Here is a 14,706-nt window from a genome sequence, read left to right on the forward strand (position 1 = left end):
AAAAGGTCCTTATGTTTCATAAGGGCCTTTTTTGTTGATTAATCAATTATTGAAACAATTGTTGATGTGAAAATTAACACATCAATTGTTAGGTCATATAAATTCATTGGTTTGAAAACATCATTTTAACCTCCTTTGTATCAGCGAATACGATTCGTTAAAGCAATTTGCCATCTAAACTTCACATATAAGAAACTCATAACGTATTTAGAATAAAAAGTAAAAGAAAATATTATTAATGAACCGTTAATTCTTTACATTTGTCCTGAACGTAAATAAATTATACTTTATGAAGAAAAAATTACTACTCGGTCTGGTAGGACTGTTAGTGGGAATTCAATCTGCTTTTGCGACTACCTGTCCATCGGCTATTGCACTTCCTGCTACCCCTACCTTACCTTACACAGATCCCTCGATAGTCTGTGGAGGAGCTAATGACATTGATCTTGTATCAGATTATGACGACGGCTTTGAAGCCCTTTATTCATGGACTCCAACATCGAATTACGCAAACGTTACAGTTGCTTATTCCGGACAAAACTGGGTAGGTATCTTTATCTATGAGGGCTGTCCTACTTCAGGCGGAACACTTGTTACAAGCCAAACCACTTCAGGTTCGTCTTTAACTACAGCTCCTTTTAACCTGACTGCAGGAGTGACGTATTACATCATGTTTGATACCTGGCCTTCACCGCCGAGTCCTTGTACCGGTACGTTTACATTAGACGGAACTATTGTATCTACGCCGGCAGCACCGGTTCAGGATCCTACTGTACCTACTTGTGCAACAGGCTCATCTTTAACAGTTCCCGGAACTCCGGAGGCAAACACTACCTGGTACTGGCAGACATCTGCAACAGGAACCAGTACTGCAACGCCTTATTCAGGTGCTTATGCTATTTCAGCTAACGGAACTTACTATATCCGATCTTTAAATACAACTTACAATCAGTGGTCTGTTGCATCATCGATTACGGTATCGAACTTCCCAACAGCTGCAGCTCCTCCGGCTCCAACTGCCGGTGCAAACCCAGCTTGTATGAACACTACTTTAACAGCTGCCGCACCTCCAATGGGTACAACTTATTACTGGCAAACTATTGTGAACGGTGTAAGTACTGCAAACGACGCAAGTACTCCGCTTAACGTTACAAGCTCAGGAACATATTACATTTCAGCTTTTGAAGCTGGTACTTCTTGTTGGTCAAACACCACTGCTTTACCGGTAGTTATCAGTACATATACTCCTGATCAACCGGTTTCTTCAACAAACCCACTTAACATTTGTACAGGAGCATCTTCTGCAATTGTTAGTGTATCGGCTGCTGCAACTTCTGCAATTGACACGATCATGCTTGCTTCTAATTTTGTATTGACTCCCGGATCATCTGCAGCATTAAACGGAACTTTGAACATTCCTGGTGGTGCAACAATTACAAGCTCTATTATCAGCTTTAATAATGTTACAACAGTTGGTGGAACATGGCCTTCAGATCTTTCTGTTGATATCACGGGTGCCGTAACACTGGGTTCAACTGTCGTTGCGAATGTAATCGGCGGAGTAACTAATGCAGGTCCTTATACGAACAACGTAACAATCGGAAGTAATGGTGCTTTTACAGTAAACGTAGACCACAATTACAGCTTTGGTGGAAACGCAAGTGCAGGATCAGTTATGTTGATCGTGGCTTATACGGTACCTCCTGTAACTTTTGAATGGTTCGATGCACCTGTTGCAGGAAATTCACTTGGAACAAACAGCACGCTTGAGACTATCGGAACATCTGTATTACCAACTGCAACTGCCGGAACTTATACATTTTATGCACAAGCCGTTAACGGTGGATGTGTAAGTCCTACAAGACTACCGGTTGTGGTTAACGTTAACCCGGTTCTTGTAACTCTAAATCCAATCGATATTTCTTGTAATGGTTTGACAGACGGATCATTCAGCCTTGGAACTGTATCTTGTGGAACTGCTCCATTTGAATATTCTTTGGATAACGGTGTGACTTTTGGACCAATCCCTACCAACTTAGGAGCTGGAAACTACGACATCATTGTTCGTGACGCTTCTATGGGAACTTCTGCTATAGTTCCTATCACAATTACTGAGCCTTCTGCTCCAACTGCATTGAACGCATTCAACGTAACTTTCTTCAACGGAATGTTGACTTGGACTCCTCAAGGAAGCGAAACAACCTGGAATGTAGAATACGGACCGGCTGGATTTACTCCGGGTACAGGATTCCCAATGACAGGTGTAACAAATGATACAGTTCCTGTTTCAGGATTAACTGAGGATACAGATTATGAATTCTATGTTCAGGCAGGATGCATTGCATCTTCTGACTGGGCCGGACCTTTCGCGTTCTCTACATATGTACCTTTCTCTGCATGGGATAGCGAGTGTGGCCCTGGATTTACTCCAATCCATACAACAGGAACAGCATTGAACCTAACGGATGATGCTTCAACTCCAATTACATTGACTAACCCTGTTTCTTTCCAGGGAGTTAGTTCAAATACACTTACAGTAAGCAACAACGGAAATGTTTCATTCGGTGCAGTAACTTTAAATCCATGGCAAACTGACCTGGATGATGAAGAAGGAAACGTATACTGGCAAGAAACAACTATCGGTGGTGATAACTACGTGATCGTTGAATGGTATAACAGACCTAGATTCTCCGGAGTTATCGGGCAGAATGTAACGTTTGAGATTGCTTTCAATCAAACTACAGGTGAGATCTTCTACTTGTATGAGGATAAAGTATTCGGTGGTACTCAAAGTTCTTCTGACTACGCCGGAAACTTTGCTACTATTTCAGCTATTGGACCTATGTCTACAGTAGCTATCTCTTACAATAGCCAGACTTATTTGCAAAACAACTCTTGTGTGAGACTTTACACAGCGCTTTGTCCGAACGTAACCAACAACGTTACAATTACAACTACAACAGATGCTCAATTGAACTGGGATGCTGGTTTATATGGAGAAACAAACTGGACAGTAGTCTACGGTTATGATGGATTTGATCCAAGCGTTGCTTCTGAAGTATTGGGAACATTACCTACAGCAACTTCTGATGTATTTATCGGTGGATTACTCCAATTGACTTGTTACGATGCTTACATTTATTCAGACTGTGCGGCTGACGCATTAACTTCTGATGGTTTCTTGGTAAACTTCTGTACTAAGCCAAATTGTTCTGACATCACAGGTCTTGCAGGAACAACAGATCCGGATTCATTGGAATTGACATGGAACTGGGTTGAAACAAGCCCTGCTTACCCTGTAACAGGATTCAACATTGAGTACGGAATGACCGGTTTCCAATTAGGATCAGGAATGACGGCAACTGCAACAGGTATCGACTTCGCAGACACTGTATATAACACTGCATTAATGGGATCTGGTGTTTACCAGGTTTATGTTCAGGCTGAATGTGCCGGTACAAACGACACTTCTAACTGGGTAGGTCCAATTACGGTCGTAATGCCGGTAACAAACGATATCGTTTGTTCACAGGAAGCTATTCAACTGGATCAGACTTATACATTTAACAACGCAGGTGCGGGTGTTTCAGTAAACGAATCCAGCATTGCTCCTCCGGCTACCGGAGCTCAGGAAACAGACGGATGGATTAACTCTACATTGAACGGAACATTATGGTATACATTCGTAGCGCCTCCTTCCGGTTCTGTGAGAATTAACTCAACTGCACTTGCATACAACGGTCAGGCTGCTGTATACTCCGCAATTAACTGTGCTGACTTTAATACATTTGACCTGCAGGCAGCAAACGATAATGCAATCGGTGGAACGAGCTTAGCTCCGAACTTCACAGTTTGTGATTTAACTCCGGGTGCTACTTATTACATTATGTATGACAGATTTGATGGTACTTCAGGTAACTTTAGCCTGAATGTAACGGAGATCGTATTGGAAGCAGGAACTGCAGCCGCATTAACTGAAGTTTGTTATGGTACAAATGTGGACCTTACAACAACTATCAATAATGAAGATTTAGGAGGTGTTTGGTCTTCTGACATCCCTTCTGTTAATGCAAGTATCACAGGTTCTGATTTCGAATCAAATGGTTTGGCTTACCAGACATTTGACTTCCAGTACCGTGTAACTGACGGATGTGCTTACGATTCTATCATATCTCAAGTGAAGGTTTACGCTCCTTCTAACGCCGGAGAAGACGGTACAATTGACGCTTGTAGAAACGAGCACATCGATTTGTTGGCAGGATTAAACGGAAATGCAGATCTAAATGGTAACTGGTATGATCCATCGGATGTTGCTTTACCAAATTCTCAAATCGTTACTGCAAACTTCCCTGGTCAATATAACTACGACTATATTTCCGGAAACGGAGTTTGTCCTGATGATACTGCAAACGTTGTTGTAACTGTATTGTCATGTAACGCGCTTTCTGTTGAAGAAAATGCGTTGGAAGAAGTATCTCTTTATCCAAACCCTTCTACAGGTGTTGTGTTTATTGAATCAACATTTACAGGAAACTTTGATTTAGTGGTTACTGATATCAACGGTCGTACAATTCAAACCGGAACGAATGTTACTGCGGGAACAAATACAGTGAACTTGAAAGAAGTTGAAAGAGGTACTTACTTCTTTAAACTTTCTACAGAGAACGCTGAAAAAGTATTCCGTGTAGTTATTCAATAAGAGAAAGTATCGCTTTCGATGAAATACAAGCGTTAGCGCAGTAATGAAGCATTGCTTTCGAAAACGCTAACGAAATAATAAAACCCTGAAGTAGATGTTCTCATCACTTCAGGGTTTTTTATGCGTTTTATATTGCAAATAGGCCATTCATTTGGTACTTTTGATAAAAACGCAGGATATGTTAATGCCATTTAATTTACATCAGTGGATCGAAGAAAACAGGGAGTTATTGAAACCTCCTGTAGGGAATAAAAACCTTTATAAGGAAGCAGGTGATTTCATCGTAATGATCGTTGGAGGTCCAAATGCCCGGAAGGATTATCACTTCAATGAGAGTGAAGAACTTTTTTATCAGATCGAAGGTGACATCACGGTAGGTATCCAGCACGAAGGTAAGGCAAAGGATATCGTGATCAAAGAAGGCGAGATGTTCTTACTTCCTGCACGTATTCCGCATAATCCGCGTCGTGGACCAAACACGGTTGGTTTGGTAATTGAACGTGTTCGGAAGAATACAGACATGCAGGATGGTCTGTTTTGGTTCTGCGAAAAATGCAATCATGAATTGAAACATTACCGCTTCAAACTGGATAATATCGAAAAGGATTTTCTTCCGCGATTCAAGGAGTTTTACAATTCGGAGGAAATGAGGACTTGTTCGGTTTGCGGTCATCAAATGGAAGCTGATCCAAAATTCATTTAACCGGAATTGTTACTTTTACCAAAAAACGAATTTACCCAGAAAAATAACTTGTATGCACTTTTTTGCTTCTATCATCTTTCCTGTACTGATTTCAATAATTTCCGGCGGCGGAGTATTACTAATGGCTTATCTCTTTCTGAAAAAAACAGGAGATCGTGAGGTTAGGGCCGCACAAATTGAATTAAAAAAGGAGCGTCAGAAACACTTTCTTCCGATGCGCGTGGAAGCTTATCAACGTGCTGCACTTTTAATGGAACGAATCCATCCGGGAAGTTTGGTTATGCGCCTTCACAATCCGGGACTTCCGGCAAGAAAACTTCAAACAGACTTATTACAGGCTATTCGTGAAGAATACGATCACAATGTATCCCAGCAGATGTTTATTTCTCCGCAGGCCTGGGAAATGGTCCGGAATTCAAAAGAAGAAACTATTAAGATCATCAATCTAGCCGGACAACAGATGGATGCAACAGCACTTTCAACAGATATGGCTGCAAAAATATTTGAAATTGTAGCGGAGGTCGGGAAACTTCCTACGGAAATTACAGTGGAATACCTGAGAAAAGAATTGCAGGAGCTATTCTAGAAGGTTCAAAAGAGTTCAAAGACGTTCAAAAAGTTTCAAGTGTTTAAGTGGTTCTATTTGAACATTTGAACATTTGAACATTTGAACATTTGAACATTTGAACTATTTCAAAACAATCCGAACCTCATCTCCTACTTCAATGATATCACCGGGAACCAACTTTGCTCGTTTCCTTATCTCCAACTCCCCGTTCCTAAAAACTTCCTCGTCTTCCACAATCATTTTTGCGTGACCACCGGTTTGAGCTATTCCTGTGGCTTTCAACAAACCCAGCAATTCAATAAATTCCCCGTTGATGGTAAACTCGATCTTTTCCATGCCACAAAGTTAATCAATCCGATTACTATTCGGAGCAAAAGAAACAACACTATTAATCGATGTTTTTTCTATAGCGCTTATAGATTTCTTCGGCAGCTTCAAAAGCGGAAATAGTTCCATTCTCCACTTCTGCCTCTTTAGCTTCGATATAGGCTCTTGTTTTTTCTTTTCCCCATAAACCCTGAACCAACAAATCTTTTAAAGTTTCATGCATCCAGTTCAAATCCTGGTGCTTTCGCTTCGAACCAAAACTTCCGTTCAGTTTGGTATGCCGCTCGAAACGCTCGATCATTTCCCAAACGGTACCGATATTATTATTTTCCAGGGAGCTGCAGGTCTTTACTTCCGGAATCCAGCCATTTGAAGTCGGCGGGAACAAATGAATCGCATTTTTCAATTCCCTGGAAGCCAGTTTTGCTTTATTCACATTGTCACCATCGGATTTTGTAACGGCCAAACCATCTGCCATTTCCATAATTCCCCGCTTAATCCCCTGGAGCTCATCACCGGCCCCGGCTAAGAGTAGCAGCAGGAAAAAATCGACCATGGAATGGACCATGATTTCCGATTGTCCTACTCCAACCGTTTCAATCAACAGCACATCAAAGCCAGCAGCTTCACAAAGAATAATCGTTTCACGGGTTTTCCGCGCAACACCACCTAAGGTGTTCCCCGCAGCTGATGGACGAATAAATACCCGTGGGTTTTGCGACAAGGTTTCCATGCGCGTTTTGTCACCCAAAATACTCCCGCCCGTCCGTTCACTGCTCGGATCAATGGCCAAAACAGCAACCTTACGGCGATTCTCTAAAATAGTCTGCCCGAATTTTTCAATAAACGAACTTTTACCAACTCCCGGAACTCCTGTAACCCCGATCCGCAATGAGTTCCCTGAAAACGGAAGACACAAACGGATCAACTCTTTAGCCGTTTCCTGGTCCTCTTCACGCGTACTTTCAAGTAAAGTAATAGCACCGCTCAAAGCAATAGCATCTCCCAGGCGAATGGCCTCAAACAATTTCTCTGCCGTACGGTTCTCACGCATTTTCTTCCGGGAAGAAAACCATTCTTCAAGGCGTTTTTCGTTCATTTTTACTTTACTCCAAAAGGAAATACTAAAATATCTTTTACACTATCAAAAACCCAGGTTTTCCCATCGCGGGAAACCAAAATAATCCGGATTGGTATTTCCTGGCGTGATTCCGATTCTGCCATAACCTGCCTGCATGATCCACAGGGAGAAACACATTCGTCTTCTGCGATCAAATCACCCTCAGCTACAACCACAATTGTTTTTACTGCTGTTCCGGGATAAGTTGCTCCGGCATAGAACAAGGCCACTCGTTCGGCGCACAAACCACTCGGATAAGCAATGTTTTCCTGGTTATTTCCTTTCACAATTGTTCCGTCTGCCAACAAAAGGGCTGCTCCAACCTTAAAATCGCTGTATGGAGCGTATGCTTTTTGCGCTGCTTCATGCGCTTTATCAATCAAAACATGTTCGGATTCAGGAAGTTCTTTCCAGTGCTCCAGCCATTCATAATGGATCGTCAGTTGCTTTTTCATGCTAGTCTATAGTCTAACAAATATAACGATTAGTTGAACGGGGATTTTTGTACAGACTTGAAAATGTCTATCTTTGTAGCCTCAATTCTGCAAAAAAATGCAACAGTTTAAGAAAGTCGCTTTTTATACCCTCGGATGCAAACTGAATTTTTCAGAGACATCTACTATTTCCAGGCTTTTTGAAAACGCAGGCTTTGCAAAAGTTGATTTTGAAGAAACACCTGACATACTGGTGATTAACACCTGTTCGGTAACTGAGAATGCAGACAAAAAATGCAAGCAGCTGGTCAGACGTGCCAAAAAAATCAATCCGGAGGTTTACGTAGCAATCATTGGGTGTTATGCACAATTGAAACCTACTGAAATTGCTCAAATTCCGGGAGTTTCTCTCGTTCTGGGTGCCAATGAGAAGTTCAATATCGTGGAACACCTGGATGCATTGGAGAATGAGAAACAGAAAGAGCATGAGGAACAAACACAGGAAGCTATTGTGAAGTTTGAGAATATCAAGCAGACAACCAGTTTTATTCCTTCTCATTCCATGGGAGACCGCACCCGATCTTTCCTGAAAGTCCAGGATGGTTGTGATTACTTCTGCACGTTTTGCACCATTCCTTTGGCACGTGGAAAAAGCAGGAATGCCAGTATCTCCGAAACCGTTTCAGAAGCACAAAAAATTGCCGATACACAAATCAAAGAAGTGGTTCTTACCGGTGTAAACATTGGCGATTTCGGTCAGGGATCAGATGAAAACTTTTTCGAACTGGTGAAAGCCCTCGACGAGGTAAACGGAATTGACCGCTACCGCATTTCTTCCATCGAACCGAACTTATTGAGTGATGAGATCATTCAATTTACATTGGAGGATTCAAAACGCTTTGTTCCGCATTTCCATATTCCGCTTCAATCCGGTAGCAACCGGTTGTTAAAAGCAATGCGCAGGAAATACCTGCGCGAGTTGTATGTAGAACGCGTAGAACATATTAAGAAATTACGTCCGGACTGTGCAATCGGTGTGGATGTAATCGTAGGCTTCCCAGGTGAAACAGATGAAGAATTCCTGGAAACAGTTGATTTTCTGAAAGACCTGGATGTTTCCTACTTACATGTATTTACCTATTCCGAACGGGCAAATACCACTGCCGTGAAATTGGGAGATCCGGTTCCGAACCAAGTCAGAGCTCAGAGAAGCAAACAGCTTCATATTCTTTCCGACAAGAAGAAACGTGCCTTTTACGAATCACAGGTTGGCTCTAAAAGAACGGTCTTGTTTGAAGCAGAAGAAGATGAAGGGATCATGTATGGTTTTACGGAGAATTACGTAAAAGTTAAAACCCCTTTCAACCCGGATTTAGTGAATCGAATGCAACACGTTCAGCTCACTGAAATTGACCGGGACGGTGTTCTGAAATGTGAATTCATCTAAGATGAACCGTACAACCAAAATAATCTACTACCTCTGCCTCTTCTTTGCATTCAGCTATGTTTTGATCCGCGGATTTACCGTGGGAATGACTCACGATGAAGCATTGACTTATAAAATTATCCAGGGAGATGAAGTTTTAAAAGGAACCGCTAATCATCACTGGCTGAATACACATTTGAGCGCACTTAGTTCCCATCTTTTCGGAGCTAAGGAATTTGCGCTTCGGCTTCCGAATATCCTTTCATTCGGGATTTTTTGGTTTTTTCTTTTTCGCATTGCGAAGACTTTTTTAAAGTCCTCAGCAACCCAGCTCGCATTACTCCTGCTCCTTTGCGGGAATCCGTTTATCCTGGATTTTTTCTCCCTGTGCCGCGGATATGGTCTCTCTATTGCTTTTGTAACGGCATCCTTGTTCTATGTTTTCAGAATGGCTGCTCTCAGGAAAGATTCAAAACCTATTCACTATTTCTGCGGGTTTATTTTTGCTGTTTTAGCTTTAAGTGCCAATCTGAATACACTCAATTATTTTTTGATCGCCCTGGCCCTAATGGTATTCAGTCTGCTTGTATTTAAGCCTAAAAACCGAATTGTCCTTTTAGCGGTTTTACTTTTCCTAAGTGGAATTATCCTGTATTTTTCCCTAAACCAGTTGTTCTTTCTCAGAGACAAAAATGAACTTTATTTCGGAACCGATAATATCCACACAACCATTGACAACTTAATTTGCTCGGGATTTTATTCAAGATTCGGTTTTAAGCATGTTGATATTTTGCGTTATTTGCTTTATGGATTAATCCTTCTTGCAGGTTTCCGAATGGTCAGAAAGAGACTTTTTTTCACCCCCGGTACTTTCGCATTTATAATCTTAATCGGCATTTTTACAGCTCTTATAGCTGAACACCTGCTCTTTGAATCGCTCTATCCGATCAACCGTTCTTCGCTTTATTTGTATCCGGTTATGCTCCTTGCTTTCCTGATGAATATCGAACCTCTGAAATTCAAAGTCATCCGAGTACTGATAATTGTATGTTCAGTCTCGTTTATCCTGGTGAATATCCCCTTTTACAATTTTAAAACGACCATGACGTGGTCGGAAGACCAGGATCTAAAAGCAGCCATGCTTTCGATCAGAGATGACATTCAGGATACATCTATTCATATAGCGGAGTGTACCTGGCTCTATGAGCCTGTTATCAATTATTATCGCCTGGAATACGAGGTTCCTATCCAGCAGGTTTTCAGGGAAGATATTAAATTCGAAGGGGAATATATTTTGTTCCAAACAGTTCTCGTTCAAATCAAAGATTACTCCATTTTAAAGGATTACTCCCGAAATAGCAGTTTAGTAGTTTACAAACGAAAGCTTAACGCAGCAAATTAACATGCCCCACGATCTGGTGTCTTTCACCCGTCAGGATTTCACCGTATTCGATTTTCCAGGTATAAACCCCGTCAGGTGAAGGCATCCCCGCATAAGTCCCGTCCCACATTTGAGCCAATGCATCTCCCGAGTAAATAAGTTCTCCCCAACGGTTGAAGATCTCCAGGCGGAAATCCTTGATATTAACACCCAATGCGAAAAATGTTTCATTCGTACCATTGTTGTCAGGTGTAAAAGTATTCGGAACATAGATGATCGCATTGTAGAAAATATGTACTACATCCGAAGCTGAACAACCATTGATATCATAAATCGTAACGGTAAATGTCATCGGCTTGTCTGGCGTTGTAACCGGACTCTGACAAACATTACAGGATAAGTATTCGGCAGGGCTCCAAACATAACTTACCGCAGTTGATGAAACCGCATTTAACTGGACCTCTTCTCCAAAAATGGCATATACATCCGGGTTTGTCTGAACGAACGGTGATGGGAATAAATTAACGCGCACATCTGCTGTATCTTTACATCCGTATTCATCTGTTCCGACAACTACATAAGTTGTGGATACTGTTGGTTTCACCAAAACAAGTGATCCGTTCGACTGAAGGTATCCATACGGACTCGGTGACCAGCTGTAGGAAACTCCCCCTGAAGCGTGAATGGGTGTTGTTTCTCCCGGACAGATCGTCGTATCATTTCCGGCAAGAATTGTTGCATCATTTACCCGGACAAAAATACTATCCCGTGCAACACCGCATGCATTTAAAAAATCACAGTAATAATACCTGCTGGTTTGTGTACTGATGGTTACCTGCGGCCCGGTAACAGGAGTAATATCCGTTTGCGGTGACCAATCATAAGTAGTAGCACCCGAAACCGTAACTGTTCCGGAAGATCCCAAACAGTAGACGAGGGAATCCTGCATGACAGGTTGCGGCATAGTTGTATCGACATGAATTTGAACCGTTGCTGTTAATTGACAGCCATCCGGAGTTGTTCCGGATGCGGTATAAGTAATGGATTGCAACGGTGTTGAAGTCGGCGTTAAACTGGAAGGATCATCCAAATAAGTCGCCGGACTCCAGGTAATTTGAGAAACACCGGAAGCAAATAAATTAACGGAATTACCAATACATATAGCAGTATCATTGGAAATATCCAGTGCTCCGTTCAACACACTGACTTGAGCATATACCGTATCAATTCCGCAACTATCCGAAACAATGCAAAAAATGGAAATGTCCTGGTCCGTAGTTACCATCGGGTTCGATATGTTCGGATTATTAAAGTACTGAACCGGTTCCCAGTGGTAAACTGTTCCTCCGAAAGCTTCCACTTGCACCGGAACATTTACACAAGTCTGCACGGTAGGATTTACGATTCCTCCGTTAAAATCACCGATATTGACGACAAACTGGACCGTATCGGGTGCATAGCACTGAGCTGTATCGCGAACAATCAAAGTAACCGTATATTGGCCCGGTCCGCTGTAAACATGTGATGGATTTACCTGGTTAGAAGTCTGTCCGTCACCGAAATTCCATTCAAATTGGTTCCCATTGGCACTATTATTATTGAAAACAACCGGGTCAGGTAAACAAACCAGTGGATCCGGTGCTGCTACAACCGCTTCAATGGAGTTCAGTTCGAATTTAAACGCTGCAAGATTACAATTCACACTTAAATTTTCAGGCCCTATTACTCCCGGAGTTGTAGTAAATCCAAAATTATTCCCACCACAAGCTCCACAAACAGCATGATAAATATTCCCGTTCTTATCAAAACGACTGGTTCCACCATCTACATGATTGAATGACGAACTGGTACCACCGATGTATGTAGCATACTTCAATGTGGCTGCATTTTCACTTAAAACAGCAATCCAGAAATTACTTCCGTTCGTGGTCGGTTGAAACGCATCCGCGCTAACCGGGAAATTGTTCGAGGAACTGGTCGTTGCCTGGCTGTTCGATGAATTTACGTTACCACCCCAACCCGAGAGGTAAATATCTTTGCAATTCGAGATCAAAAATGCAGTCGGGGAAATCTCAATATTCCCGGAACCTGCACCAATGGTTGTAACCCAAAGTTGGGAGGTCAGTGTGGGATTAAATTTCATAATAAACTGTCCTGAGTTCACGTTCCCGTAACAGCCCGGAGAAATAGTCCAGTTGCCGGCTGTCTGCCCCAAAACATAAACGTCGTCATCGTCATCAAGCTGTACGAAATAACTCTGATCGTAATCCCCGGTTCCGATGTAACTACCGGTCATTACTGCTCCTGTCAATGCATTAAAACGGGTCACAAAACCATCTCTTCCCGAATTATAACTTGCATCCCATCCTCCCGTGCCTAAATTAAGGTTCGTAGAACTGGTTCCACCGGTAACATACAGGCTTCCGTTTCCGGAAAGTGCAATCCCATTTCCTGTTTCATCCACCGCACCTCCGTAATAGGTCGACCAGACAACCGTTGCAAGGTTCTTGGTCATTTTCACCACAACGGCATCCTGTGCACCGTTGAGTGATGCCTGACTTGGAATAACGGTTGGGAAATCCGCGGATTGAGTAACACTGGAGAAATAAACAAAATTCTGATCCACAATGATCTCACCTCTGAAATTATCCCCATAATTGTACTGAAGCGTTCCGAAGCTGATCCCGTCATTCCCGGTTCCTCCCAAATAAGTAGAAGCCATAAGTGAAGTTCCGGTTGGATTTAATTCCAGTACATAAATGTCCGAGCCGTTGAATTTCAGGTTATCCGGACTTACGGTTACCCCGCCATTGAAATTAGACTGGTAACACAATGCCGATGTTGGAAAATTGGCAGAAGAGGTCACACCAAGTAAATACATATTTCCCAGATCATCCGAAACTATAGAATGCGGGGTTTCATTGCCGGCACCTCCGATATAGGTTGAAAAAATAAAAGCCGTACCTAAACCGTTGAATTTGGATATCCCAACATCAAATCCTTTACTTAACGGGCTGGTTACCGGTGCTCCGTCGGTAGGAGTACCGCCGTTAAATGTCTCACTCACAACTCCGGTTGTTACCGGGTATCCGCTTCCAAAAACAATTCCGCCTGCATACATATTCCCATTTGGGTCGGGTGCAGCAGTGAATCCCCAATTATCTCCAAGTGAACCGGTAAAGGAGGAAAATGTGAGTGACGGATCTATGACGATCGTATCCGAATCGGTATAAGATCCGTTCAACGCAAAAGAAAAGATACCATCCTGCGACTGATAGCTCACTTTTAAAGGTACTTTCCTCCCCTGTTTTAACTTCCAGGCAATTGGTTTTCCTTCTATGAAATATCCCAGGCCATGTTCCACTCTCAATTCTCCTGAAGGAAGCAGACTGGTTTCTTTTGCACCGTCGTATTTCCATTGAATATCGCTGGAGTTTCCGCCAGGCAAGATGATCCAGGAATATTTGGCTTGTTCTCCCTCTGTTGAGATCAATAGATCAATTTCCGGGTATTTGTTGGCATATCTGACTTCCCGTACATCATGAATCTCTGATTTCCAATTGGATTTGTCAGATCCCAGGAAGTAATTGCGGTAATAACTCTGTTTTTTGGATTCAATAATTGAAGCCGATTTTTTCGCATTCAAAAAGTGGGATTTAACACAATATCCCTTCATTTCTTCATCCTGGTGCTCAGTATCGTGGTCGTGCCCGTTGAACTGATAAAAAAAGTAAGTAAATCCGGTTTGTTCCAGGTACATGTTCCCTCCCTGGAGCCCAATTAGATAATCAATTCTTGAGTCCCATTGACCGCGGTTGGGGCGCATGGTCACAGACGATTCCTGCGCCATAACGGCACACGAAATCAGGAGCAGGAACACCAACATCAGTCTGAACATATATCTAATTTACAAAAAAGCTTACACCTAAGTTAAAAGAAGCTAAAACTGCAAGTAATCAGCCTTCTATACAATAAGACTAAGATATCAATAAAAAGTTGTTTTTTGGTTGAACATTTCTTACCTGAATCGATTTAGAATCCGTAACTT

9 protein-coding genes are annotated in these 14,706 nt (G+C 42.2%); 5 read left to right on the forward strand and 4 right to left on the reverse strand.

Annotation, left to right across the window (positions count from 1 at the left end):
• Positions 1-289 precede the first annotated feature (289 nt).
• The 3 genes from QZT69_RS08070 (at position 290) to QZT69_RS08080 (ending at position 5,988) form a co-directional block, all read left to right on the forward strand.
• Complete coding sequence (locus QZT69_RS08070) at positions 290-4,699, forward strand: T9SS type A sorting domain-containing protein (protein ID WP_294672797.1); 4,410 nt, start codon at positions 290-292, stop codon at positions 4,697-4,699.
• A gap of 178 nt (positions 4,700-4,877) precedes the next feature.
• Positions 4,878-5,402, forward strand: a complete 525-nt coding sequence (locus QZT69_RS08075) for a 3-hydroxyanthranilate 3,4-dioxygenase (RefSeq protein WP_294672798.1) — start codon at positions 4,878-4,880, stop codon at positions 5,400-5,402.
• A gap of 52 nt (positions 5,403-5,454) precedes the next feature.
• Complete coding sequence (locus QZT69_RS08080) at positions 5,455-5,988, forward strand: hypothetical protein (RefSeq protein ID WP_294672801.1); 534 nt, start codon at positions 5,455-5,457, stop codon at positions 5,986-5,988.
• 102 nt (positions 5,989-6,090) lie between these two features.
• On the opposite strand, the gene QZT69_RS08085 is transcribed toward QZT69_RS08080, so the two are convergent.
• The 3 genes from QZT69_RS08085 to QZT69_RS08095 are packed head-to-tail and all read right to left on the reverse strand — an operon-like array spanning position 6,091 to position 7,872.
• The gene (locus QZT69_RS08085) at positions 6,091-6,306 is read right to left on the reverse strand and encodes an RNA-binding S4 domain-containing protein (protein WP_294672804.1); all 216 of its coding nucleotides are present in this window, start codon (positions 6,304-6,306) and stop codon (positions 6,091-6,093) included.
• Positions 6,307-6,358: 52 nt separating this feature from the next.
• Positions 6,359-7,396 (reverse strand): methylmalonyl Co-A mutase-associated GTPase MeaB, encoded by a 1,038-nt coding sequence (meaB, locus tag QZT69_RS08090; RefSeq protein WP_294672807.1) that lies wholly within the window; start codon positions 7,394-7,396, stop codon positions 6,359-6,361.
• A gap of 2 nt (positions 7,397-7,398) precedes the next feature.
• Positions 7,399-7,872: a cytidine deaminase gene (locus tag QZT69_RS08095; protein WP_294672810.1), complete on the reverse strand. Its 474-nt coding sequence runs from the start codon at positions 7,870-7,872 to the stop codon at positions 7,399-7,401.
• A gap of 97 nt (positions 7,873-7,969) precedes the next feature.
• Here QZT69_RS08095 and mtaB point away from each other — a divergent pair, with 97 nt between their 5' ends.
• Together mtaB and QZT69_RS08105 are read left to right on the forward strand one after the other, a co-directional pair.
• Positions 7,970-9,298 (forward strand): tRNA (N(6)-L-threonylcarbamoyladenosine(37)-C(2))-methylthiotransferase MtaB, encoded by a 1,329-nt coding sequence (gene mtaB, locus QZT69_RS08100; protein WP_294672812.1) that lies wholly within the window; start codon positions 7,970-7,972, stop codon positions 9,296-9,298.
• A gap of 1 nt (position 9,299) precedes the next feature.
• Positions 9,300-10,679, forward strand: coding sequence for a glycosyltransferase family 39 protein (locus QZT69_RS08105; protein ID WP_294672815.1), 1,380 nt, complete (start codon positions 9,300-9,302; stop codon positions 10,677-10,679).
• Here QZT69_RS08105 and QZT69_RS08110 read toward each other — a convergent pair.
• Entirely contained in the window at positions 10,663-14,556 is a 3,894-nt protein-coding gene (locus QZT69_RS08110) for a PKD domain-containing protein (protein WP_294672817.1), read from the reverse strand. The two genes, QZT69_RS08105 and QZT69_RS08110, sit on opposite strands and share 17 nt — an antisense overlap.
• Positions 14,557-14,706: the final 150 nt, after the last annotated feature.

The organism is uncultured Fluviicola sp., from assembly GCF_902168135.1.
Classification (GTDB): Bacteria; Bacteroidota; Bacteroidia; order Flavobacteriales_D; family Crocinitomicaceae; genus Fluviicola.